General features: G+C 48.2%; 16 protein-coding genes and 1 other RNA gene. 4 read left to right on the forward strand and 13 right to left on the reverse strand.

Annotation, left to right across the window (positions count from 1 at the left end):
- The first annotated feature begins 4 nt into the window (after positions 1–4).
- Positions 5–1,573: a SusD/RagB family nutrient-binding outer membrane lipoprotein gene (locus HGH92_RS04570; protein ID WP_168869570.1), complete on the forward strand. Its 1,569-nt coding sequence runs from the start codon at positions 5–7 to the stop codon at positions 1,571–1,573.
- A gap of 61 nt (positions 1,574–1,634) precedes the next feature.
- On the opposite strand, the gene HGH92_RS04575 is transcribed toward HGH92_RS04570, so the two are convergent.
- The 9 genes from HGH92_RS04575 to HGH92_RS04615 all read right to left on the reverse strand — a co-directional run bounded on the left by HGH92_RS04575 (position 1,635) and on the right by HGH92_RS04615 (position 15,458).
- Positions 1,635–2,456: a glycoside hydrolase family 16 protein gene (locus HGH92_RS04575; RefSeq protein ID WP_168869571.1), complete on the reverse strand. Its 822-nt coding sequence runs from the start codon at positions 2,454–2,456 to the stop codon at positions 1,635–1,637.
- 43 nt (positions 2,457–2,499) lie between these two features.
- The gene (locus tag HGH92_RS04580) at positions 2,500–4,494 is read right to left on the reverse strand and encodes an amidohydrolase family protein (RefSeq protein ID WP_168869572.1); all 1,995 of its coding nucleotides are present in this window, start codon (positions 4,492–4,494) and stop codon (positions 2,500–2,502) included.
- Positions 4,495–4,585: 91 nt separating this feature from the next.
- On the reverse strand, positions 4,586–5,674 hold the full coding sequence (locus HGH92_RS04585) for a hypothetical protein (RefSeq protein WP_168869573.1): 1,089 nt from the start codon (positions 5,672–5,674) through the stop codon (positions 4,586–4,588).
- A complete protein-coding gene (locus tag HGH92_RS04590) occupies positions 5,671–9,612 on the reverse strand; it encodes a DUF4280 domain-containing protein (protein WP_168869574.1) in 3,942 nt (1,313 codons plus the stop codon). The genes HGH92_RS04585 and HGH92_RS04590 overlap by 4 nt, the downstream gene beginning before the upstream one ends.
- 28 nt (positions 9,613–9,640) lie before the next feature.
- On the reverse strand, positions 9,641–10,456 hold the full coding sequence (locus tag HGH92_RS04595) for a hypothetical protein (RefSeq protein WP_168869575.1): 816 nt from the start codon (positions 10,454–10,456) through the stop codon (positions 9,641–9,643).
- A 14-nt stretch (positions 10,457–10,470) separates the two neighbouring features.
- Positions 10,471–10,953 (reverse strand): hypothetical protein, encoded by a 483-nt coding sequence (locus HGH92_RS04600; RefSeq protein ID WP_168869576.1) that lies wholly within the window; start codon positions 10,951–10,953, stop codon positions 10,471–10,473.
- A 38-nt stretch (positions 10,954–10,991) separates the two neighbouring features.
- Positions 10,992–12,302: a hypothetical protein gene (locus HGH92_RS04605; RefSeq protein ID WP_168869577.1), complete on the reverse strand. Its 1,311-nt coding sequence runs from the start codon at positions 12,300–12,302 to the stop codon at positions 10,992–10,994.
- 32 nt (positions 12,303–12,334) lie between these two features.
- Positions 12,335–14,182, reverse strand: a complete 1,848-nt coding sequence (locus tag HGH92_RS04610; RefSeq protein WP_168869578.1) for a type VI secretion system Vgr family protein — start codon at positions 14,180–14,182, stop codon at positions 12,335–12,337.
- Positions 14,183–14,672: 490 nt separating this feature from the next.
- Positions 14,673–15,458, reverse strand: a complete 786-nt coding sequence (locus HGH92_RS04615) for a M57 family metalloprotease (protein WP_168869579.1) — start codon at positions 15,456–15,458, stop codon at positions 14,673–14,675.
- A gap of 130 nt (positions 15,459–15,588) precedes the next feature.
- On the opposite strand from HGH92_RS04615, the gene HGH92_RS04620 reads away from it, so the two are divergent.
- Positions 15,589–16,545, forward strand: coding sequence for a helix-turn-helix domain-containing protein (locus HGH92_RS04620; RefSeq protein WP_168869580.1), 957 nt, complete (start codon positions 15,589–15,591; stop codon positions 16,543–16,545).
- 97 nt (positions 16,546–16,642) lie between these two features.
- Positions 16,643–17,881, forward strand: a complete 1,239-nt coding sequence (locus tag HGH92_RS04625; protein ID WP_168869581.1) for an MFS transporter — start codon at positions 16,643–16,645, stop codon at positions 17,879–17,881.
- A 65-nt stretch (positions 17,882–17,946) separates the two neighbouring features.
- On the opposite strand, the gene ssrA is transcribed toward HGH92_RS04625, so the two are convergent.
- The 4 genes from ssrA to HGH92_RS04645 form a co-directional block, all read right to left on the reverse strand.
- Positions 17,947–18,320: a transfer-messenger RNA gene (gene ssrA / locus HGH92_RS04630) on the reverse strand.
- Between the two features lie 81 nt (positions 18,321–18,401).
- Entirely contained in the window at positions 18,402–19,748 is a 1,347-nt protein-coding gene (gene rseP, locus HGH92_RS04635) for an RIP metalloprotease RseP (RefSeq protein WP_168869582.1), read from the reverse strand.
- A gap of 85 nt (positions 19,749–19,833) precedes the next feature.
- Complete coding sequence (locus HGH92_RS04640; RefSeq protein ID WP_211092534.1) at positions 19,834–21,000, reverse strand: 1-deoxy-D-xylulose-5-phosphate reductoisomerase; 1,167 nt, start codon at positions 20,998–21,000, stop codon at positions 19,834–19,836.
- 63 nt (positions 21,001–21,063) lie between these two features.
- Positions 21,064–22,563 (reverse strand): GH3 auxin-responsive promoter family protein, encoded by a 1,500-nt coding sequence (locus tag HGH92_RS04645; protein WP_168869583.1) that lies wholly within the window; start codon positions 22,561–22,563, stop codon positions 21,064–21,066.
- 389 nt (positions 22,564–22,952) lie between these two features.
- Here HGH92_RS04645 and rplU point away from each other — a divergent pair, with 389 nt between their 5' ends.
- Entirely contained in the window at positions 22,953–23,255 is a 303-nt protein-coding gene (gene rplU / locus HGH92_RS04650; RefSeq protein ID WP_168811125.1) for a 50S ribosomal protein L21, read from the forward strand.
- Positions 23,256–23,303: the final 48 nt, after the last annotated feature.

A 23,303-nucleotide genomic window follows, 5' to 3' on the forward strand; every position in this document is an offset into this window, starting at 1 on the left:
AGACATGAACCGTACAACCAGAAATATACTCACCGCCTGCCTGCTGCCACTGGCCATGACAGGCTGTAAAAACTTTGACGACCTGCGGGTAAACCCCAACGTGTCTGTGGTAGGTACTCCCAAACTACTGCTGACAGGGCTTGAAATGGATATGATCGGCGGACAGGGGTCCGCTAAAAGCGGGTTCAGCTCCGGCAGCGACCTCAGCGGCGATATGAGCAACAGTCCATGGAACTACACCCATATGAGCAATCAGTTCCTGGTACTCGGCCACGACTACTACGGCAGCCAGGACTACGCCTGGGACGGCGGTTCCAGCTACTATGGCAGTCTCCGCAACGCTGCACAGCTGGACATTGAAGCCGCCAAACAAGGTCCCGCGCTGGCAGCACCTTATTATGCCGTTAATAAGTTCATCCGCACCTTCTACTTCCTGTCCATGACCTCGCAGATGGGCGACATCCCTATGTCGGAGGCCATCAAAGGCGCTACCGACGGCATTTACGCGCCGCGCTATGATGCGCAGAAAGATGTGTTCCTGCAATGTTTCAAATGGATGGAAGAAGCCAACGACTCCCTTGCCGCCATCACCCAACGCAATGCCAAAGCCACCGTCGACGGTGACATCTTCTATGCCGGCAACCTGCTGAAATGGAGAAAGGCCATCAACACCTGCTATCTGCGTGAGCTGATGAACCTGAGCGTTAAAGAAAACGATCCCTCCCTCGACCTGAAAGGGCGCTTTAACCGTATCATCAGCAACCCGGAGAAATATCCGCTGATACTGGACAACGCGGACAATCTGCAGATGAACTATAACGCCACGCAGAAAAGCAACAACTATCCGTTATACCCCATGGAAGTGGGTATCCTGTCGGCCAAAAGAAACGCGCTCGGCAGCACTTATATCAACATCCTCGATTCGCTGCGCGACCCGCGTGTGTTCATTGTGGCCGCTCCGGCAGATTCACTGCCTGCTGTCCCCGGCAATCCGTTTGCCCGCTACAAAGGCGCCAATACCGGCGATCGTCAGGACCAGATCTATATCGATATCAACAAAGGCAAATACAGCACATTTAATATCAGCTACTGGCTGAGCAGTCCGGCCGGTGTGCCCAACATCCAGCTGGGCGCGGCGGAAACACATTTCCTGATCGCAGAAGCCATCAACCGCGGCTGGATTGGCGGCGACGCCGCACAGCACTACAAAGACGGCATCACCGCCTCTATGAAGTTCTATGGCGTCAGCGACGCAGATATCGCCACGTTCCTCGCGCAACCGCTCCTGCAATATGCCGGCAACACCGACGCAGGTCTGAAGCAGATACTCACACAAAAATATGTGGCCTTCTTCAACAACGCCGGATGGCAGGCCTATTACAATTATCGTCGTACAGGCGTTCCCGTATTTTCCGTGGGCCCGTCTAACCAGAACGGCGGAAAAATACCGGTACGGTTCACCTACTCTCAATCGGAATACCAGAACAACAAGGCCAACCTGCAAGAGGCGCTGAAACGGCAGTTTGGCGGCTCCGACACCCGAAATGACGTGATGTGGATGCTGAAGCCCTAAAATAAACAAGGGACGTCTCAAACAAATGAGACGTCCCTCTATGTTTCAAGTATATTACCTGTCAGGGCAGAGGCGTGAATTTAAATTCGTGAATGATCACTTCATATGACTGGCCATTGACAGGTGCAGTACCATTCATCAACCAAAGGTTCATGAGTATGGGCATATTCAGTGCCGACAGCTTAATATCTGAAGACGTGAATTTTTTCCTGGCAATAGTGCTGCCCGCATCGTAATGCCCGAACTGGCTTTCATACACGATGCTGTCTGTCCTGTAACGCGTGAACCGGTGCGTAGTATAGGTACCGTTCATCGTAATATTGGGCGATTCCCAGTGAACATTTTTATAACGTACACCAGATTGTGCCGGATAGACAGTGTAATTGAACTGTCCGGCAGAGGGGTTACCCCACCGGGAAAGTTCCACATCCTGTTCATCGTAGCCATCTTGTCCGGAGTAGTTAAACAGTCCCAATACGATGTTCCTGTCAATAATATTCAGATCACATTCAATTTTCCACTGGTAGGTACCGTAACCAAAGTTATTGTTGCTGGTCACCTCGGCGCAGCTCCAGCGTCCCTGCGCATCCTTCTGCATTTTAAGGTGAAGGTAGCCATTTGCGTCCAGCCACGCATTATTGCTGTTCCAGTAGTTAGGGCCCGGGCCCTGGGTGCCGGAGGAAGTAGCACGCACTGTCCACGTATAGCCGCTGAAGTTAATGGTGCCTGCTGTCAAAGCGACAGCGGGTTTTTCGTCCGGCAGCTTTTTAGTGGTGGCGCCATCTTCCGGTTTGATCATACTTTTCTGACAAGATGCAAATACTATAGCGCCCAGCGCTATAATTGCGATGATTCTGGTTGAAGTTGAAAATAGCTTTTTCATTCAGATATTTTTTTGGGGTGAAAAAAAGTATCCTTAACATACACTAAAACGGCACCACCGAAATGGCTTTGTACAACTTAGCAGGATCATAGATCACGCCGTTCTTGATAACAAGTTTCGTTTTCCTGACATTACTGATATTCTTCACCGGGTCTCCGGCCACAAGTACCATGTCTGCTGTTTTCCCCGCTTTAATGCTTCCCAGGTCTTTACTTTTCCCGGTGTATACCGCCGTGCCGAAGGTGGCCAGCTGTAATACCTTCTCAGCCGGAATACCTGCTTTCACATATAGTTCCAGCTCCCGCTGGTAGTCAAATCCCGCCGTACCGTCTGTACCGGCAACAATCCGGATGCCGTTGTCATACAGCAGCTTCGTCAGCTTCAAAAAGGCGGCGAAGGACTGAATATAAGTAGAGTCCATGCCCGGCGGAACAGGTATGCCCTGGCCTCCTGCGCGCATGCTGCGTTGCACCTGCAACGGGAAATGAGTGATGATGTCTTTATTTTTTTCTTCCAGTACGCCCTCCCTGCCGGTCAACATCGGCTCAAATGCCACCAGTGTGGGGTCAGAGGCGATATTACGGGCTTTCATCAGGGCGATGAACTGTTTCACCTGCGGGCTGTTCAAATCCAATGACGCCGCCCTTTGCGCTGGGATAGCAAACCGTTGCGGCGTACGGGTGTCGATGGTATCACCGAAGAAGTTGAGCAGAAGCATGTTCATATGCGTCACTTCATCATAGCCGGCATCTATGGCCTTCGCTGCCGTCATAAAAGCAGGGATATGACCACATACACGCATATGGTACTTCTTTGCCTCCGCTATTAGTGGCTTCAGCCATTCCGGCTTAATGGAACTGTAAAACTTGATCTGGTCATACCCCTTGTCGGCAAACATGCGGATAAACCGTTTGCCTTCTTCAACATTGTTGATCAATATACCGGTAGGCGCCGCCATCGGACCGGCGCCGTCAATCAGTCCGCTGATGACTTCCAGGTGTGGTCCTATCAGTTCACCGTTGTCAATTTCTTTTCTGAGGTCCAACAGGGTGGTATCGTTGCCCATGTCGCGCACGTGGGTTACGCCGGCAGCGACGTGCATAATGCCTTCAGGACCGTCGCCGAGATGTACGTGCATGTCCCAGAAACCGGGCAGCAATGTTTGCCCGCTGCCATCCACGATCCTGTCGGCTTTTGCCTTAATGGCTTTTCCTACTGATACCTCCCTGATCTTTCCTTCCCTTATCAGCACATCTGTACGTGGCAGCAGCCGGGCTTTTTCCGCATCAAAAAGCGTCACGTTGCGTATCAGAATATTTCCCGCCACTTTCTCCGGTATCTCTTTGGCCAGCCGGTTGTCCTGCTGCCGCTCAATTTTTTTCTGTTCTGCCAACAGCTCCTTTACATATGTTTCATAACCCTTAGGGACCATCGCAAACCAATCCCCTATATATCCAAATGTCTCGTCGTGGTCGTCCGCCCAGATATATTCCGGCGTATAAGACAGTCCTGAAATTTTACAAAGCTGCAGTTGGCGGTCGCCCGCCTTATGCTGTAACACTACTTCCATCGAGGCTTCCCCAAAGGGCAGTAATTTAACTTTGTTTTGATTGGCTTTCATCGCCTTGATAATATTTCCGCTCTCACCATTGAGGCAGACATAGAAGGCCTTCCCGGAGACTGCCTGGGTTTCATTTTCAGCGGTGTTTTTCCATTTGGCCACACCGTCTGCCAGCAGGAAGTCTTCCGATATCGGCTTTTTATAGTAGTCTTTTCCGACCGCACGCACGTAGGTAGGAAAACCCTCATTATCCTGGCGATAGATAGTATGCAGGCTGTCACCCCTGCCACGATCATTGTACTGGTACCAGGTTTCAAACGTTCCGGGCGACGTTTCAATCACCTTTTTTTCACCTTTGATATTTCCTGTTAAAATGAGAGAGTATCTGATGGTATCACGTTGCTGCGCAAATGAACACAGCGGTACACTGAAAACAGACAGCAGTAGCGTTTTGAAGATGGCATTATAGGGTAACATAAAAGATAGTTATTTTGATTGAAAGGAATAGAGTGAATATAAGGAATATTTACATGCTATTACTCTCACAAATATTTTATCCGTATGTCCGCTACTTCTTATCCAATGGATAAATCTCCTTTTTTGTGGCGCCTGTCCTTACATCCAGATAAGGGCACTCCAAAACGTATTTTCCGTTTTCTTTCCGTACGTACCCAAACCGGTTTTCCTTTTCCAGCACGGCACTTCCACCATCCAATACTTTTTTAAAGGCGAATGACAGCATGCCATCTTTTTCAGTGCCGGTAAGCGCGTATTTACTGTATACCTGAAACCCGCTTTCTGTATAGATCACAGAATCGCCATCCACTTTAAGTTCCACATTGATATGGTCCCTGGAATCTTTGCTGTCCTTGTTCAGTACCGTTGAATAAGTGCCTTTCCAGGCGGCGCTGACAGCCGTCCCGGCTGCCGGACGTGTATCCGTTCCGGTTGTTACCACCAGCTGCAGATAATCCACAGGGGCATTCGCCGCTTCGCCGCGGGTGGATTTGACATAAACGGTATGATTGTCTTTCCAGTACAATTCCTTTTCCAGCCAGCGGTAAGGCTGCAGAAATGCTTTTTTAATGACGTTGTTTTCAACTGTATAGATGGTGATATCCTGCGTTGGCGGAGGAATATGCTCATACTCCTCATATGGATTGGACTTACTGCATAATATCAATTTGCCGTCTGGCGATACTGCCGGCATATCGCTCAGCGTGTCCTGCTTTCCGGTGGCTTTATCTATGGCGAGGCAATAACCGTGTTCATACCCGTTCACTTGCACCAGGTATCTGTTCAATGGTTGCAGATATCCGGCATAATGGTAATCCAGGCGGTCTTCATCATGTGGCACGCCCGGGTTGTTTTTTAACACCACCTTTCCGCCATCTGTGGTAATGGTGATCTGGCCATTTACCACCGGGAACTTCAGTGAATCACATTCTATCTGGTTATGGTAGGCGCTCTTATATTGATCAAACTCCTGTTGGGTAATGCCCGTCACTTCCACTTTTAGTTGTTTAGTGGCAGGAGCCGCCACAACAGCCGCACTGTCGGTCTTTACGGTTGTTACCGTACTGTCAGCAGCTGCTTTATTTTGCACCGCTCCGTTGCAGGCATACAGGAGAATTAATAACGATAGTAACTTTCTCATTCTTTTACTTCTTTATAATTAGGGCTGTACTCTTGTACGTGTAAGTGGTCATTATGATGCCCGTCCGGGTCGGGAGAACAATGATTCAAAATTTTGTCCTCGTTATATGTCTGCGACAACATGCTCTTCCAGCCAAATTTGTACAATGCGTCATTAAATTTGGTTTGCCTGTCTGTATCCAGTGCTTTCCAGCCTTCTGTTTCGGAATCAGAAAACAGGTTCAGCCTGGCAATGGCCTTATCGGTACGAAGATAACGTAAGTCGCCATTGTAGCCGTTTTTATGTGATACGCTGGGTGCGGAGCTGCCATCTGCATGACTAAACCCGTTGAAGGTATAATCTTCATAACCGCATTCCAGCAAAGCGCCCAGCAGGCTGCCGAGCGTTTTATCATTCACAAAATTACGTACGGTGTTCAACGTTAACTTGAATTTCACATCACCGCTGGCGTAATCCTTCAACTCCCTGATATCTATCAGATCAACGGTGGCACCGCCGTAATTGGCGCCGTAATTATTGTCAATGGTTTTAAAGTTAAATAATCCCAGAATATGTTCCTTGGAATTTTTATCATGGTAAACATATTTGTACTTTTTCTTGTACTCCTCCTTGATCTCTTTGGGCACATGCCTTTCCAGACGGCCATCTGCAAAGATATGGTAGGTAACGATCTCTTTGGCCTCAAAAGCACTGGCCTTCTGCTGGCAGCTGAAGTCTGTGGCCTTTTGCGCCTTTCCTTCATTGTAGATATCATTGATCGCCGCTTCAAACTCCCACACTTTGGAGGAGCCCTGCTGACCGGTATAATAATGTTTCTTTCCCTTTTTATCTATCCAGTACTCAGTAGGTTCCCGTTTGAATAACGGGTTATCGTCATAAGCGGCATTGCTGCTGTCATACACCACATAATCAGGTTCATCACCGTGACCGCAGGCAGCAGGATAGTTGATGGCCAGATAGAGGTCCGTTTTGGATTTGAACTTGCTTTTATTTTTGGTGAGGAATTTCTCCACATAGTCGAGCTGCTGCTCTGCTGTCAGCTTGATGAGCTCAGAACGCAGCACGCCAAGGTCCTGGGCGGCCGCTTTACCGATTTGCACCAATCCCACGTAACCGTTTTTGGAGTCATCTTTATGTTTGGCAAAGGTACCGCAGGTAGGGCTGAAAGTCCTGCCCGTTTCCAGCGCCATGACCGTCATCAGCCAGTTGGCGCCTTCATTGTCTTTGGTTGGCAGGCCCAGCTTGGCTGCAATCTGTACCACTTTCTTCCGGAATTCGCAACTCACCTTATTTCCCCATACCAGGTCATATTTTTTGCAGAGACACTCTGTGACGGCCCTTTCCATGGGTTCCCCAAGCACCGCCGGGGCTATGGGCCTGGCAGCATCGTTCAGTTTATCTGCCAGCAAGGCGGACAATTTGATGTGATGGTAGAAATTCACGTCGCCCGGGTTGTACGCATTGGCATCGGCCACTTTTTCGGGAAACATATAATTGACTATCGTTTCATTGTCCTTGCTTTTTTCATGCCGCAGCACCACGTAGAAATTACGCAGCATATTATCCAGTGCTGCCACGCCTGACTTCAGTTTAGCTGTATCAAGGTCAATAGGCAGCGTTTCGTTGTCTTTCACCTTGAACTTAGACTGCTGCACCAGCTTATCTTCTGCCTTATACTTGTTTTCCCACAACTGGAATATCAGTTCTTCGCCCGCCAGGTTTTTGGTTTGTATATGGATCCTTATTTTCTCTCCGTAGGGGTAAACTTTGTACGCCGGATAGTTGGTACTGTCAAAGAAAGACACACTAACGATCTCCGGTTTTTTGTTGATATAAATAAAATTACCTTTTTCATTATCGGTGAGACGGCTGGGCTTCACCGGGAACCAGAACTTCTTTCCATCGGAGACAATCGTTTTCATCCCCTGGAACTGTATCCCGTCGGGCTTTTGCAGTACACCAAAGAGGACTTTGTAATAATCGCCCTGCCACCATAATGCCTGCAGTTTTTCCTTCAGGTCGTTGGTTTTAACATCCAGCCGGGCTTCTCCTTTAGCGTCGAAAGCGACGTTGCCCAGGTCCTTGATATAGTTAAAATCATCTCCTCCGTCGGATTCCAGTACATGCAGGTTCACCGATACGCCGGCAGACTGTGGACTGACGATCAGCGCCTTGATGGTTTCATTCCATCCGGCCTTCGCTTTATACTTGTCCTCCGCGTCCGTAAAACACCAACGGGTCACCTCCGCTAGGTCGGCATTGATATCGAGCTTCTTGGAAGATCCCCGCAGTTGGGCGGTTACCACGAACTTTCCTTTAGCAGGTGCGTAGATGCCGTCACGGGTAGCGCCGTCTCCTCCGGCAGGCGCCCAGGTAATGGGCCCGTCCTTCGCCTGGTCATAGGGCATCAGCAAATCGGCGGTCAACGTATAGCGCTTACCTACCACCCATTGGGTATCCCCGTTTTTAACGCGGATAGCTGTTATTTCGTTGTGTTTTACGTCAAAACACCAGTCATCTTCCGATTTGGCAGCGCCTGCGCTGGGCTTACCCTTCTTACTGTCCCACGCATCGGCATGGGATACATATGCCTCCACCACATAACTGCCGGGAGCGGCAAAATAAGTGTTGCCGTCCAGCGACAGCGATGCACCACTTCCCACCTCCTTGCCGTTGAGCTGCCATTTGATGGCCGCCTGTTCAAAGTCCTGCGCCGGCGTGGCGTAAGACATCTTACTTACTTTAAAACTCATGGTCGTGCCGGGGCGCACCACATGCGTGCCCTGATCGTTGGTGACGCTCACCACGCTATTGGCTTCAGATACCATCTCCTTGCTGACTTCCTGCGGAGATCCTTCTTCCGTGGCAGGCAGCATAGTGGCCGTCACGGTATAGGTAGCGGCGGTATTGGCCGGCGTAAAGGTAATTGTATCCGTACCGGGGTCTGTGGGGCCTGCAATGGTATTGCCGGCCGCATCAGTCACCTTCATGAATACACGCTTTTTCTCTTCATCCGTAGCCGGTGACATCTCATACTTCGCGCTGACAGTAACAGGTACGCCCCTACGCACACGGTATTGCTCCGGTTTAGCATTTTTTCCCGGCAAACCGGGAATGACGCGGCCCATGCCTGCACCCAGCTCCAGTTCCTCTGCCAGCTGGTTATGCACCACAGACACGTCAATGGCACAACGTACATCATCCTGCGCCTCAGGATTGCCGAAAGCCATCACACGATAGCTGCCCGTTTCATCGAAGTTCATGCTGAACGAAGGGCCTATCTCTTCAAACACCTGGGCACTGCCGCCGCTTACCTTCCATCCCACTTTATCTTTATCCGCCTTGGCGGCGTTATAGTAACTGACTACTTCAAACTTCAGCGATTCATTAGGCCTGGTGCGCAACACCGGCACCGGGGCCGATTTCCCGGAAGCACTCATCAGCTCAGGCGGTATACGCTTATCTAATTTTACCTTGATCTGTTTTACCTGCGGCTTTTCTTTTTTGGAATCAGGCTTGGGCGCCATCGGGTTCAGCACAGAAAGGCTCTCTACCTCCACCTTGTCGAAATGCGCCTGTGATACAGCAGCCTGCTGTCCGTGATGTTCAATGGTGATGGAACCAGGGCCGCCGGTAGCACAGGCCGCGGTACTGCTTTCCGTCAGGATTTTACCGCCATTGGTAAGGGTTACTTTTTCGTAAAAATCTTTCCATGCAGTAACACCTGGACTGCAAGCCCCTTTGGTGATAGAGCAGTTACCAAAGGTCCCCGCCTCAAAAGGTTTCCCCAGGTCTTTGGTGCTGGCAATAGGTTTCGAATTACCATCGTTGTCATTGATATAATCCTTTTCATTACCGGTCACCTTCAATTTGTCAATGGAGCTTCCAAACTTACAACGACAGGTGGCTCCCTGCACTACAAAATGTTTATCAGCCATGTTACTACCTGATTAATTACAAACAATTTTATTTCTTGTTGACAGTATGCTCTTCCAGACAAACAATACTGACAGATATCTGATGTTGTTGGGTACCTTCGTTGATCTCCCATTTCCCTTTTAACTGCTGCACATAATTACGGGTAGGTGTCAGGGTACAGGTCACATCGATCAGGCCGCGGCTATATGCCGGCGATGCGCCGGCCGACAAAATACCTTTCTGTGTAATTACATCCGGTATACTGCCGAAAGGCGTTCTTTCCTGTTGAATATCGAATGTCACCGGCGCGGAGAAAGGGACCACAGGATATTCCATCTCCCGTTGTGTTTTATAGTTGGCAAACAACAAGGGAAAATACATGCCCAGGAAAATGTCCCCGGACAAGGTTTTCCGCAAAGCTTCCGCATCGCGCAGCGTGGCATCTGTATGTTGTATATAAGACTCTGCGATCTCCCCGGTGTAATACTGTTCCAGCTTTTCCTTTTTGACGGTCCATCGTTGCAGTATCTCCTTGTAATTGGCCACAGCGGCGATACGGCCGCCATGCTCCAACTTCACCTGCAGCGGATACACCACGCTGCCACATTGGGCGGCCAGGTCTCCGGCCAGGTAATCATCTGCCGGTGAACCGTTGATAAGTACATCCGTTCGCGTGATACTGAAAAAAACCTGTGAGGTGTCTTTGGGATTGCTCATCCGCTGTACGGTGGCATTGTACCGGACCGTCTGCGGCTGCGCTGTTTCAAAGACAATGGTAACGGCATGGATACAGGGAGGCTGGGCCGGCGTTAATTGCCAGCCTGGGCTATCAGCCAATGGTTTTTTAAAAGAGAAGAAGGCCATACTTTTTTACAGCATTAATGACCGATATGGTTGTTGGAAGTATCTTCCAGTTCTCCGGTTTTGAATTCGAAATCATAACTCCTCATGAGGTCACCATAAGAAAAACTCACACCGTAGCCGGGAAACTTGGGGCTCTTGTCCATTATATCGAAATAGGCATGATGAGCGATTTTAAATGCTTCCCGCCTGAGACTGTCTTGTTGGAGACTATCTGTTTCCAGCCCGGCCGGGCTTTTAGCAAACGTCATAATAATAAAGTATTCATCTTTTTTGGAAGTATCATTCATAAAGTATTTAGGTTCCCTCCAAATAGACCGACAGTTATAAACAGTACGCAGCGAATCAATATATTGTTTTTCTTTAGGCTGCAACTTACTTACCGGTGGCGTAAACATCCACAACACGATAGCAAAACCATAGTAATATAAAACGCCAACAATTGCCACAATGAGGACGGAAACGAAAATCAGTATTTTATGCTTTTTGCGGAGGGCCATTATGCTTTCTTTTTTAAAACCAGATATGGATCAATAAGTTACCAATTTACATAATCATTTCCCTGAAAGTGTTTATATCGGCCATCTTTAGTCTTCAATATCCGAAATTGGGTGCCTTTTTTATTGTTGGAGGCATGATACTGTTTCTTTTTTTGATGTGTAACGGCCATAGCTCCGCCCCCCAGGCTGGGCACCGCTTCTGTCACCTCTACCATTCCGGTATAGCTGAGCTGTATCGTTTCCAGGTCTTCCAGCCAGTCCCATACGTAAGCTGCTGTTTTCGTGTACATATGTCCGTAGACATCCTTAGCGGGATTCTCTACCTGACCTGCCAGCACGATGCCTTTTATAAAAAGGCTGTCGTTCATATTTTTAAATGTCAGTACAGGATCTACGCTGATATCGATCTGGAAGGTTCGGGCGGGAATATTAACAGAAAAGTCGCTGGCATCGGCCGGAGAGAAGTGCGCCACCTTTTTTACAGGCACGCCTTTTTCTTTTAACACGCTCACAATGCCTTCTGCGTAAGCGGCGCCCATACTATGCGACACCACGCACACAGGCGTCAGGAACTGGTCGTCGCCTCCTTTCTCTTTAAAAACAGCCTGGTAAAAATTAGACTTCGGATTATTAAATCTCTCGAGGGCAAGTTTTCTCCCTTCGTTGAACCGCAGCTTTCCGGAAGAAAACATGGTATTGGACCCGTTGATAAAAAGTTCTTTCTGGGCGGTGAAGTATTTTTTAGCGGCTGCCCGGAACCCTCTGCCCCAGTATTGCTCACCGGCATCCGGTCCGGCGTAAGGCACGTCTTTGTTCCAATACCCGTTCACAAATAATATCACCGGCTCCGTCTCTTTAACGGTGGCGCCTACACTCACGGTCTTGGTTGGCCGCTGGAAATAGGCAAATATCTTCGTCTGCTGTACGGGCGTATGTGCGTTGACTTTATACTGAATCTGCACCGTCCCGTCTTTGACGGTCCCTCCGGTGTGGATATGTGCAATAGGCTGGTCGTCCAGTTGCTTGGACCATTGCACTTGTTGCAGCTCCTTCTCAGTAGGCTTGCGGCTGAATTGTGATGCTTTAAAGGTGTACCATTTTTCCTTGTACATCACGGTCACCAGTTTACCGTCTTCATCAAAGGGGCCTTCCACTTTTTTCACCAGCAGCGTGTTTTTCTGCGTGGCCTCGTAGGTACCGAAGCGCACACCAGACTCCTGGCCGTGCATTTTTACGTGTTTGGCGGCGTTGAGCGTGGTTTCCGCACTGCTGTTCCAGCGCACGCCTTCGCCGTTTTCCGTATATTTTTTGGAGATCAGGACGATGTTACCTGAATTTTTCTCTCCCATTGGTTTTCAATTTAAAGATGGTGGATGGGATATCAGAACAATTTTGATTTCTCTGCGCTTTTTACCTCTACCGATTTACCGGAATTAAAGGTCATCTCATCTTTTGAACTTTCCACTTTTATCTGTTCCGCTGTTTTTTCAATTTTCTTTGCCTGTACATCCATCCCTTCCATGGCTATTTTGGTGATATTGGTAGCAGTAAGTTTATAGTCATTTACCGAAAACTGGTTCATGGAATCACCGGCATTGTGGAGGATGTTCATACCAGCTATCTGACTCATGTTCATACCGGCGACGTGTGTCATATTGGTGCCGGCGTTTACATCCACGCGTTCGCGGGCGTCCATGATAATATTCCGGGCGTTGATCTTAATATTTTCGGGGGCGGTAATGGTGATGTTTCTGCCGTTGGTGTCCAGCACTACAATGTTGCCGCCTTTATCGAGGATGGTGATGCTTTCCTGTCCGGTAGTGTCATCCAGCCGGATAGTGTGACCGCTGCGTGTTTTGATGACTTTGAGGTTGTTCTGCGCATCGCCGTAGCCCGTTTTGGCGTTACCGTTATAGGCCGCTGCAATGGCATAAGGCGCTTCGGCGTTACCGTTTTCGAAGTCCACCCACACCTCCTCTCCCACTTCAGGGATAAAGTAAAACCCTTTATCGGCGCCGCCGTGAGGCTGCATGAGGCGTATCCACGGTGTCTGTCCTTTCTGCCAGTTGAACCGCACCCTGATGCGGCCCAGTCCTTTAGGATCGAAATTGTCTGTCACCACGGCGCTCTGGGCCTCACAGTAAGGCACATACCCCAGTTCCAGGTCGGGCGCCGCTGCCGCAGCAGGAATGCCCTCAAACAGGTTGTAATAGTCGCCGTTGCCGTTACAGTGATGTTCCAGCGAAGTGATCATAAACTCGCCATGTGTAGCGCTGGACAGCACGCTTTCCTGTATTTCGATGGTATCGCCCAGCCGCAGGCTGGTGTTTTTGCTGCGTCCTTTGATACGCACCATCTGTGCCATCCGTGCCTTTTTCTGACGCAGGGTGAGTTCATCCATCTCTGCTTTCGCATTGCTGGTAAACGCAAATGGTATTTTATAAAGTGACGCCTGATGGTATAATTTCTCGCTCAGGGACTGTGTATGATCTGTATACGGATCTGTTTTACCTGCCGTCTTCTGCTGGGTGCCGTCGTCTACTATCTGGTACTGGCGGTAATCGTACCCGTTAGTGGCCTGGTTGTTGGGCTTTATCTGCAGTTCCAGATCAAAGCTGATCAGGTCTACCTGGTGCACCAGCGTGGTTTTCTGCGGGGTATACTGTCCGAAGATCAGCTGCTGGCCGTTGTAGAAAAACCATTCGCCGTATCGCTGCGACAGGCGATGCAGGAAGTTGAAACCCGTTTCCTTATACTGCACGATGTACTTCAGCTGCCTGCTGGTGGCGGGCTTTACTTCCGGGCGGCTGGCAAAAGGGTTACAGGCTTTCAGCACGGTGTTAACGATGGCGGAAAGGTCCTGTTGCTCATATGCCCGGATGTGCGGGTCCGCGTCCAGTAATACGGACGGACCGCTGCCTTTGAAGATGCAGCTGCCGTTGGTGCCGTCGTCTTCCTTTCCGGCACTGACTGCCGTAATAATGCCGTTAAACAGCATCGGTCGGAAACCGCCGGCTGCTTCCACCGGTTGGACGGAGATACGGATTTCCTTGCCTAACAATGATTTACCGGCTGAAATAGGATTATTGCCTGACTTGGAAAGCCATTCGTAGCCTATTTTCAATTCAAAATGGTGATGCCCGGAAATAGTCTGTTCAAGGCGGAAAGAGTGGAATTGCCGGAATTGCTCTTCTTCAATAGATACGGTGGTGACGGTATACAAGGCCATAAGAATGCGGTTTGATATGGTATAGCTCCCTCCCTGACAAGGATTAACGGTTTATGGGCAAGCAGGGTTAAGCTAACAAACAGGACATTAAGATAAGAAAATTATAAGTACCAACATGGGATCCCGGGAAATTTATTATACAGATAACAGAACTTTAATATGGAATACTAATCTTTCCTAAAAAGATTTTTTATTTTTTGAGGTCGGCTACTGCTGACATGAGGTTGCCATCTCCCCGTTAGATCTTTGTTTCATTAAGCATAAATCACTATGAAACAAGTCGTTCTGTCATTCACTGTCATTTTTTTAGCTATCAACACATATTCACAACCTGCAAAAAAACGACCGTATGTCCACCATAAAACCTTTCAAAATGGGCCGGGGAAGTGGACGCGTTCTTTAAAAGCGTGAAATAAGCGGTTCATCTGAAAATTAAAAGGCTGGCTGAAAACAATTTCAGCCAGCCTAAAAGACCTTCTTCCCACCTGCGTTATTGTGGATATAATATCTGTGTTGCCTTGATATCCCCTGCTGTAAATCCGTTCCAGGGAAGTACAGTGGAATTCATCACAGAATTCGGATCGGAAGTAGGTGTTCCGGATATCCATGTGCCATTGGTCTGGTTGGTGTGATGGAACCCTATCGTGTGGCCAAATTCATGGGTGATGGCAAACAGTTGCTGGCTGGCGGACATAGTGTTGTATTTGGAATTAATTTCAACACTTACCCCTGGTCTGCTGTCTGATCCCGGCAGATAGGCCCTGGCGATCCAGTTGGCATCTTCATAGCCCATAAAAACCCGGGTGTTGGCATCGGCCTGATTGGTTACAATCGACATTCCCAAACGGGTGCCGTTCACGGCGTTCCAATTGTTCACCGCACCCTGGATCGCTGTTCTCCACACGGTGGGTACAGCAGGATCGAGAAAGAACTTGATATTGGTATTATAGGCATTCCCTACAATATAGGTGCCTCTTCGTTGTTCTGTTTGCGGTACGCCGGACTTTTGTGCCGCTTTCCAATCTTCAACACGTTTTTTGAGCTCAGGAACAGTGATAATAATATCCCCTTCAATAACAACACGGTCTTTGTCGAAGACAATGTGTTGCTGATCAACTCCCTGGCTTACCAGGTAATTGGTCATCTCTTCTTTTGCATTAGGGACCGGGGATGGGTCTTTCAGGTCTTTGTCGTTCTTTGAACAGGAAGAAAAAAGGATGGTTAAAGCTGCCAAACAGGTTGCAGCGCTAATGCGGAGTCCATTAGAATGTTTCATGCTACAGATTTTGGGTTAAATAATAAAAATTGCTTCACTGAAACTACGGCTTATGGCGGTAATGAGGTAGCAGTTCCTGTTTTCGGGTATATAACCTGCACTAAATTTGCTACCTTTGAATTATATAAGGATGAAAACGATGGCAGACAAACTCATTCCCACTGAATCACTGGTGCAGTTTTACGCTCGTACCGGCCAGGACATTCCATCAGAACTTCTCCGCGATTATGGCAAAGCCTATTTTAATGTCCGGGAAACCTTTACCGCCACCCGCAAAACACCCTTCAACCGACGCGACTATTTCAAAATATGCATGAGCCAGACACCGGCCAAGGCTAGTGGCATACTGCTGTATAATGACCAGGAAATACCGCTCAATCAATGCTGCCTGATTTTTACCAATCCTGCTGTGGCCACTTCCATAGAAGTGAACATTCCGTTCAACCGCTTTTATTGCCTGTTCAACACGCCCTTTATCGAAGGATGTATCCCCGCTGATGTACAATATGCCTCCCCGTTGTTCAATCCTTCTCTGATGCCGGTGATACCGATCACAAAGGAAGACAGGCAACGGATAAGCACCTACTTTACGCAAATGCAGATGCTGCAGGACTCCGACTATCCGCTAAAATGGGATATGATACGCCACCTCCTGCAACTGGTTATTCACGAAGGCATCCGTTTACAGCAAAGCCGGGAAACACCGGCCGCCACAGGGCGCGACCGGCTGGTGAAAGATTTCCTCGCCTTGCTGAACCAACAGTTCCCGGTAGATTCACCCGAAGCTCCTCTCAAATTATTAACACCGGCCCACTTCGCCGGTCTGCTACATGTGCATGTCAACCATCTGAACAGCGTCGTAAAAAAACATACAAATAAAACCACCCGTGAAATTATCCACGAACGCGTGATCACCGAAGCAAGGACCTTACTGCGCAATACAAACTGGAACATCTCAGAGATCGCCTATGCACTGGGCTTTGAATACCCCTCCCATTTCAATAAGTACTTTAAACAATTCACCAGCCAAACACCCCTGGAGTTTCGTCTCGGAACAAAAACGGCGGCGTCCGCGAAGCTCTCCTAATCTCCACCTTTGATTTATATAACCATCCCTTTGATGCATGTAATCGCGGTAGTCGCCTGCCGTCCTACCTTTACAGTGCTAATTTAAAGCAACTACTATGAGAACGATCAAAGAATCAAGGGCAGGCTGGAATACCATTATGTCGCTATGCCTGATACCGTTATCAGGATTCGCCATGGACATATTTATCCCCTCTCTGCCCGATATGGCGGTGCAGTTACATGCCTCACCCGCTTCAATTCAGTTTACACTTTCAATCTTCATCATCAGCTATGGTATCTCACAACTGATCGTAGGCGGACTGATTGACGCCTACGGCCGCTATCTGCCCAATATGATATCCATACTGGCATTCAGTGCGGCCAGCTTTATCATTGCCTACAGCACCAGTCTGCAGATGATCTACGCCATGCGCATACTACAAGGGTTTACAGTCGCAGTCATTGCCATCAGCAAGCGCGCGTTTTTTATAGACCTCTATAAAGGAGAAGCACTAAAGAAATATACCAGCATGTTCTCGGTGATCTGGGCCATTGCACCAATCGTAGCGCCTTTCCTGGGAGGCTTTTTCCAGACAACGTGGGGCTGGTCTTCCAATTTCATGTTCCTGGGTTATTTCGGCCTGGCCTTCTTTGTGATTGAACTGATCATTGGCGGTGAATCGATGAAAGCCGCGCAGCCATTCAGCCTACGGTCAATGACGCAAGCGTATGGCACCATGGTCAAAACACCGGACTTTACATCTGGCATGATCATACTCGGACTGGCCTATGACATGATATTACTGTACGGCATGTGCAGCCCGTTTCTGATCGAACAACAGTTGCATTTCTCCGCCGCGGTAACAGGGTATTGTTCGTTGTTCTCCGGCGTATCAGTAATGATCGGCGGCACGATATCAAGAATACTGGTGAACAAACCAATGGGTAAAAAACTGATGGTGGCCAGTGTAGCGCAATTGTTGGTAGTAGCCATGATGGTACCGCTGACACGCAACTACCACAATCTATATACGCTGTTGACCTACGTCTTCCTGCTGCACAGCACCTCAGGTTTTATCTTCAACAACCTGATGTCATATTGCCTGATCCGTTTCCCTCAATATGCAGGCAAGGCAAGCGGTTTAACAGGCGGCGGTTTTGCTGTGGTGACTTCAATATTAAGCTCTCTGATGGTAAACACTATCTCCATTACCAATCAGGCAACCCTGGGCATGGCTTATGGTATGGTGGCGGTGATTACGTTTTTGTTTTTGGTGAGGACGAAATGGAGGGAGAAGGAGGAAAGGAACGACACAGTGGAAGCACAACCACTTCCTGTACTCGCGGAAGCGTAGTGAAAGATAATTATAACGTGTTATAAAAATGCAAAAGCCGCTATAATAGCGGCTTTTACACTTATCGGTGGAGATGGCGGGAATCGAACCCGCGTCCAAACATATTCCTCAAAAGCTTTCTACATGCTTATTTATGCATTGATTTGTCGGGACTTGGCAGGGGCACAACGAACCAACCTTGTCCTTATCCGTTTAGCTTCAGTACTCACTCACAGAAACCATGAGCACCTATCCCTATGGGTTTGATGATTCAGCGGCGGGAGTCGCATAAGGCGACAACTCCAGGCGGCTATAATGGGTGTCTAATCGCTGATTAGGCAGCCATGGCGTAGTTAGATTCGCCAATTAAAGTTTGAATATTCAGATTAACGTGCTAATTATCCAACGCACGACATGCTTACACTTTCAAAGACCTATGCTGTCAAAACCAGGCATCCCCGATTTTTAGAACCACAAATATACGAAAAAAATATGGATTACGGAAATCCCGTAATCCATACTCTTCATAAAATCATATGATTTAGAACCATTTGCTGATAATGTTCCGCCAGAAGTCGAGACCGTTGGCCAGCAGCAGCAGGCCAAACAGCACGATCATACCGGCAATCTGCGCATATTCCAGGAATTTCTCGCTGGGCTTGCGGCCGGTAATAATTTCATACAGGAGGAATAACACGTGCCCGCCGTCAAGCGCCGGAATAGGCAGGATGTTCATAAACGCCAGGATGATGGACAGGAAAGCCGTCATCTCCCAGAAGGTCAGCCAGTCCCACGCTTCGGGGAACAGGTTACCGATGCTCATGAAACCACCCAGCGATTCGCTCACCTTCACTTCTTTGGAAACAAAGATCAGGCGCAGCTGCTGTACATATTTCACCAGTTTGTCCACGCTCATGCTGAAACCGGCCGGGATGGCCTCCAGCAGGGTGTAGGTCTTGGTTTTGTAAGCAAAGAATTTGTCAGGGTCCTGTGGATAAATGCCCAGCTTGGCCGTTTCATCCAGCTTGACCGGGATCACCAGCGAGTCTTTGCCTCTTACCACGCCGATCTTTACCTCTTCGTTTTTATGCTTGCGCATTTCTTTGGCGAAGTCGGTGAAGTAAGGCAGCACCTGACCATTGATAGACACCATCTGGTCGCCGGGTTTAAAGAGACCGCTTTTTTCGGCCAGGGAACCTTTCTCAAACCGGTCTATGTAGTACGGAAAACGGATGTAGGCAAAAGGCTCCTTCTGTTTCAGCAGGGAACGGATAAACCCTTCCGGAATAGGGATGCTCAGTTCCTGTCCGTCACGTATCACTTCAATGCTTTTGGCTTCATGCAGGATCACCTGTCCGGTGATTGCGCCAAACTGCTCTACTTTCTGATGGTTTACGCTGACGATTTTATCACCGTCGCGCAGACCAATGCTCTGCCCGAGGGAATCTACGGTAACACCATATTTCACGGCATCTGTGGGCAGGTACTTCTCGCCCCAGTGCCACAGGATCATCGCATAAATAAAGAAGGCCAGTATCACGTTCACCGTCACGCCGCCAATCATAATGATCAGCCGCTGCCAGGCGGGTTTGGACCTGAATTCGTATGGCTGCGGGGGAAGGGACATCGCCTCTTTGTCCATACTTTCGTCGATCATGCCGGATATTTTCACATATCCGCCAAGCGGAAGCCAGCCAATACCATATTCTGTTTCCCCTTTTTTTATTTTAAAGAGAGAAAACCAGGGGTCGAAGAACAGGTAGAACTTTTCTACCCTTGTTTTAAACAATTTGGCGGGGATAAAGTGGCCTAACTCGTGCAATACGACCAGTATAGAGAGTGACAGTAACAACTGCCCGGCTTTCACCAATATTACCTCTGTTGTCATTTACTTGTTTCTGCTTTAATCTGCCCAAGATATCGGATTTAACAGATATTCCGGCAAAACTATTTGTTAATTTTCAACGGTTATTTTAGATAACGATAGCATTAATAAGGGTTGCAGCGTGTTCACGTGCAGCCTGGTCGCACTCGTAGTAATCATGCAGCGTGGGCGTTTCGATGAACGGAATTTTGGCAATTGTTTCCTCAATTACCTCCGTCATCTGCAAGAACCCGATCCTGTTGCGCAGGAAGGCATGCACCACTTCTTCGTTGGCGGCGTTCATCACGCAGGCCGTGTTTCCGCCCTTGTGCATCGCGTCAATGGCGATGGCCAGGTTACGGAAAGTCTTGGTATCCGGCTGTTCAAACGTAAGCGAAGAATAGTTCCGGAACGAAAACCGCGGAAATTCGTTGGCCAGACGGTCAGGATATCCCAGCGCATACTGTATAGGCAGTTTCATGTCGGGAAGGCCCATCTGGGCTTTGAGGGAGCCGTCCACGAACTGTACCATGGAGTGGATAATGGACTGCGGATGGATCACCACTTCGATGTTTTCCGGGTGTAAACCAAACATCCAGCGTGCCTCGATCATTTCCAGCCCTTTGTTCATCAGGGTGGCACAGTCGATCGTTATTTTAGCGCCCATCCGCCAGTTGGGGTGTTGCAGGGCGTGATCTTTCTTTACATTGATGAGGAAATTGGGCTTTTTGCCGAGGAACGGACCGCCGGAGGCAGTCAGGATCACTTTTTCCACTTTGCTGAAAGGCTCTCCCACCAGGCATTGGAAAATAGCGGAATGCTCAGAATCGACCGGGATAACGGGCACGTTTTTCCTGCGGGCAGTGGCCATCACGATATCACCGGCCACCACTAACGTTTCCTTGTTGGCCAGCGCTACCGGCGTACCTTGTTCGATGGCCGACAAAGTGGGCGCCAGTCCGGCAAAACCCATAATAGCGGCCAGCACCATGTCGATAGAGCTCCAGGAAGCTACTTCCACCATGGCTTTGGCGCCGGCAAACACCTTAATGCCTTTGTCAAATAATACGTCTTTTACTTGTTTATATTTCTCCTCACTGCCTATCACAACCGCGTTGGGCTTGAATTTCAACGCCTGCTCAATCAGGAGGTCGGCATTTTGTTGTGCAGTCAGCACTTCCACACTGAATCTGTCGGGGTGCGCTGCTATCACCTCCAGTGCCTGTATACCAATGGACCCGGTGGACCCGAAAATGGCAATTTTTCGTTTATTCATTACGGTGATTTACTTTATTAATCTTTCACAGTGATGTGAACGCTACAGTGGTCACATCTTACATTATGGCTGCACGTATTTGGTCAGTTCATCGGCCAGCTTTCTGTCATTGCTGAGACGGGGCACTTTGTTCTGGCCGCCTAGTTTTCCAATAGCCTTCATATAGTCAATGAAGCCTTGTTTGCGTACGGTCCTTATTTTCAGGGGTTGTAAAATATTGCCGGTCAAAAGGTCATTGTAATAAATATTTTTCTGACGCAGGTTGTGGTCTACTTTCATGGCAAAAGCCTTCAGGTCTTTCGGTTCGTTTTCAAACTCCACAAACCATTCGTGGTAGGGCAGTTCACCGCTTGTCTGTACCATGGGGGCGACTGTAAATTCGGTGATATGCACATTTTCTTCCGTAGCGGCTTTCATCAGGCTGTATTCCACTTCTTCCCCGATCACGTGCTCTCCGAAGGCGGAGATAAAGTGTTTGATCCTGCCGGTCACCAGCAAACGGTACGGATTGGTGGAGATGAACTTCACAGTATCACCGAGGTTGTATCCCCATAATCCGGCGTTGTTGTTGATGATCATAGCGTAATTTACACCGGTTTGCACTTCTTTGAGCGACAGTCTGGTAGGATTTTCATTAAAAATTTCCTGTGCCGGAATAAACTCATAGAAGATACCGGAGTTGGCGTTCAGCAACAGCCCCTCCTGTTCCTGGGAATCCTGGAAAGCAAAAAAGCCCTCAGATGCGGGGAATGTCTCTACCGTATGGATCGGGTGACCGATAGAAGCCATCAGTTTGGCGCGGTAAGGTTCAAAGTTAACCCCGCCGTATACCATCACATCAAAATTTTTGAATATCTCTTTGATCTTCCTGCCATCACTACGTTCCATCAGGCGGTCGAAGTACATCTGGACCCATGGCGGTATGCCACTGATCAGGGTCATGTCCTGGTTGATGGTTTCCTCCACTATCCGGTCCAGCTTGGTTTCCCAATCATCTATACAATTTGTCTCATACGAAGGCAATTGATTGGTACGCAGATAACGGGGAATATGGTGATTGACGATACCGCTGAGGCGACCGGTGGGAATGCCTCCTACCCTTTCCAGCTCAGGGGAGCCGGACAGGAAGATCATTTTCCCGTCAGCAAAAGCGGTATTGCCGGTTTCGCCCATATAATTAAGGAGGGCGTTACGGGCAGTATCAATATGATTGGAAATAGAATCTTTGGAAATAGGGATATATTTAACACCGCTGGTCGTACCGGAAGTTTTAGCCAGGTAAATAGGCTGTCCCCGCCATAACACGTTCTGTTTGCCCTCTTTGATCCGTTCTATATAAGGTTTGAACTGCTCATAATCCCTGATTGGCACAGCTTGTCTGAACTCTTCGTGGGTACGCACCGCATCCAGCTTATGCTCATTTCCGAACTCCGTTTTCTTGCCTGTCTTTATCAGTTCCTCCAGGATGGCCTCCTGGTCTTCCACCGCCCTGAGCATTTCCTTCTTGATCTTGTTGTGTACAATAGAAGCAAATGGTTTGGCTAGCAGTGATTTAAACTTCATGCCCGTTATTTTATAATTGAGAGTATACGTTCATTTTTTGTTTTTTGATACGCCGATTTTGTTGATTTTGGAGGATTTCCAGCCATTTGTCAATAAATCTGTCGATCAAAAACGCAACATCCAAAATTCAAAAGTATATAAAATTGTGTTGGGTTGTGCAGTAAAATAACTGTTTTTACCGCTTTGTCATGTCCTGCCGGAAAGCCGGCCGGGATGGCCCGGAATTTGTTAAAAAAATTTAAAATTCAAGAAAGTATGTATCTTTGAAAAGATTAAGTTTTTATCCGGCTTTTAATACGTATTTACATATATGAATTAAAAAAAGCCGGAAATCTTTGTTCAATTGGAAAACAATTGATACTTTTGCGGAAATTATATTTTGGATAATTATGTTTGCAGTTGTAAAAATCGCAGGTCAGCAATTTAAAGTAGAAAAAGACCAGGAAATTTTTGTACAGCAGTTACAAGGAAAAGTTGGAGACAAAGTGGAGTTTTCCGAAGTACTGTTAACAGACAATGCTGGTGCACTGACCGTAGGCACTGATGTAAAATCAGTAGTAAAGGCAGAGATCCTGAGCCATGTGCAAGGTGACAAAGTGATCGCTTTCAAAATGAAGAGAAGAAAAGGCTTCAGAAAGAAAGTTGGACACCGTACCCATTTCACTAAGATCCGGATCAATGAAATAGCTTAATTCATTTTAAGCTTATTATTTTTATTTAGACAAATTATTAAAGTAATT

This window comes from Chitinophaga varians, assembly GCF_012641275.1.
Lineage (GTDB): Bacteria > Bacteroidota > Bacteroidia > Chitinophagales > Chitinophagaceae > Chitinophaga > Chitinophaga varians_A.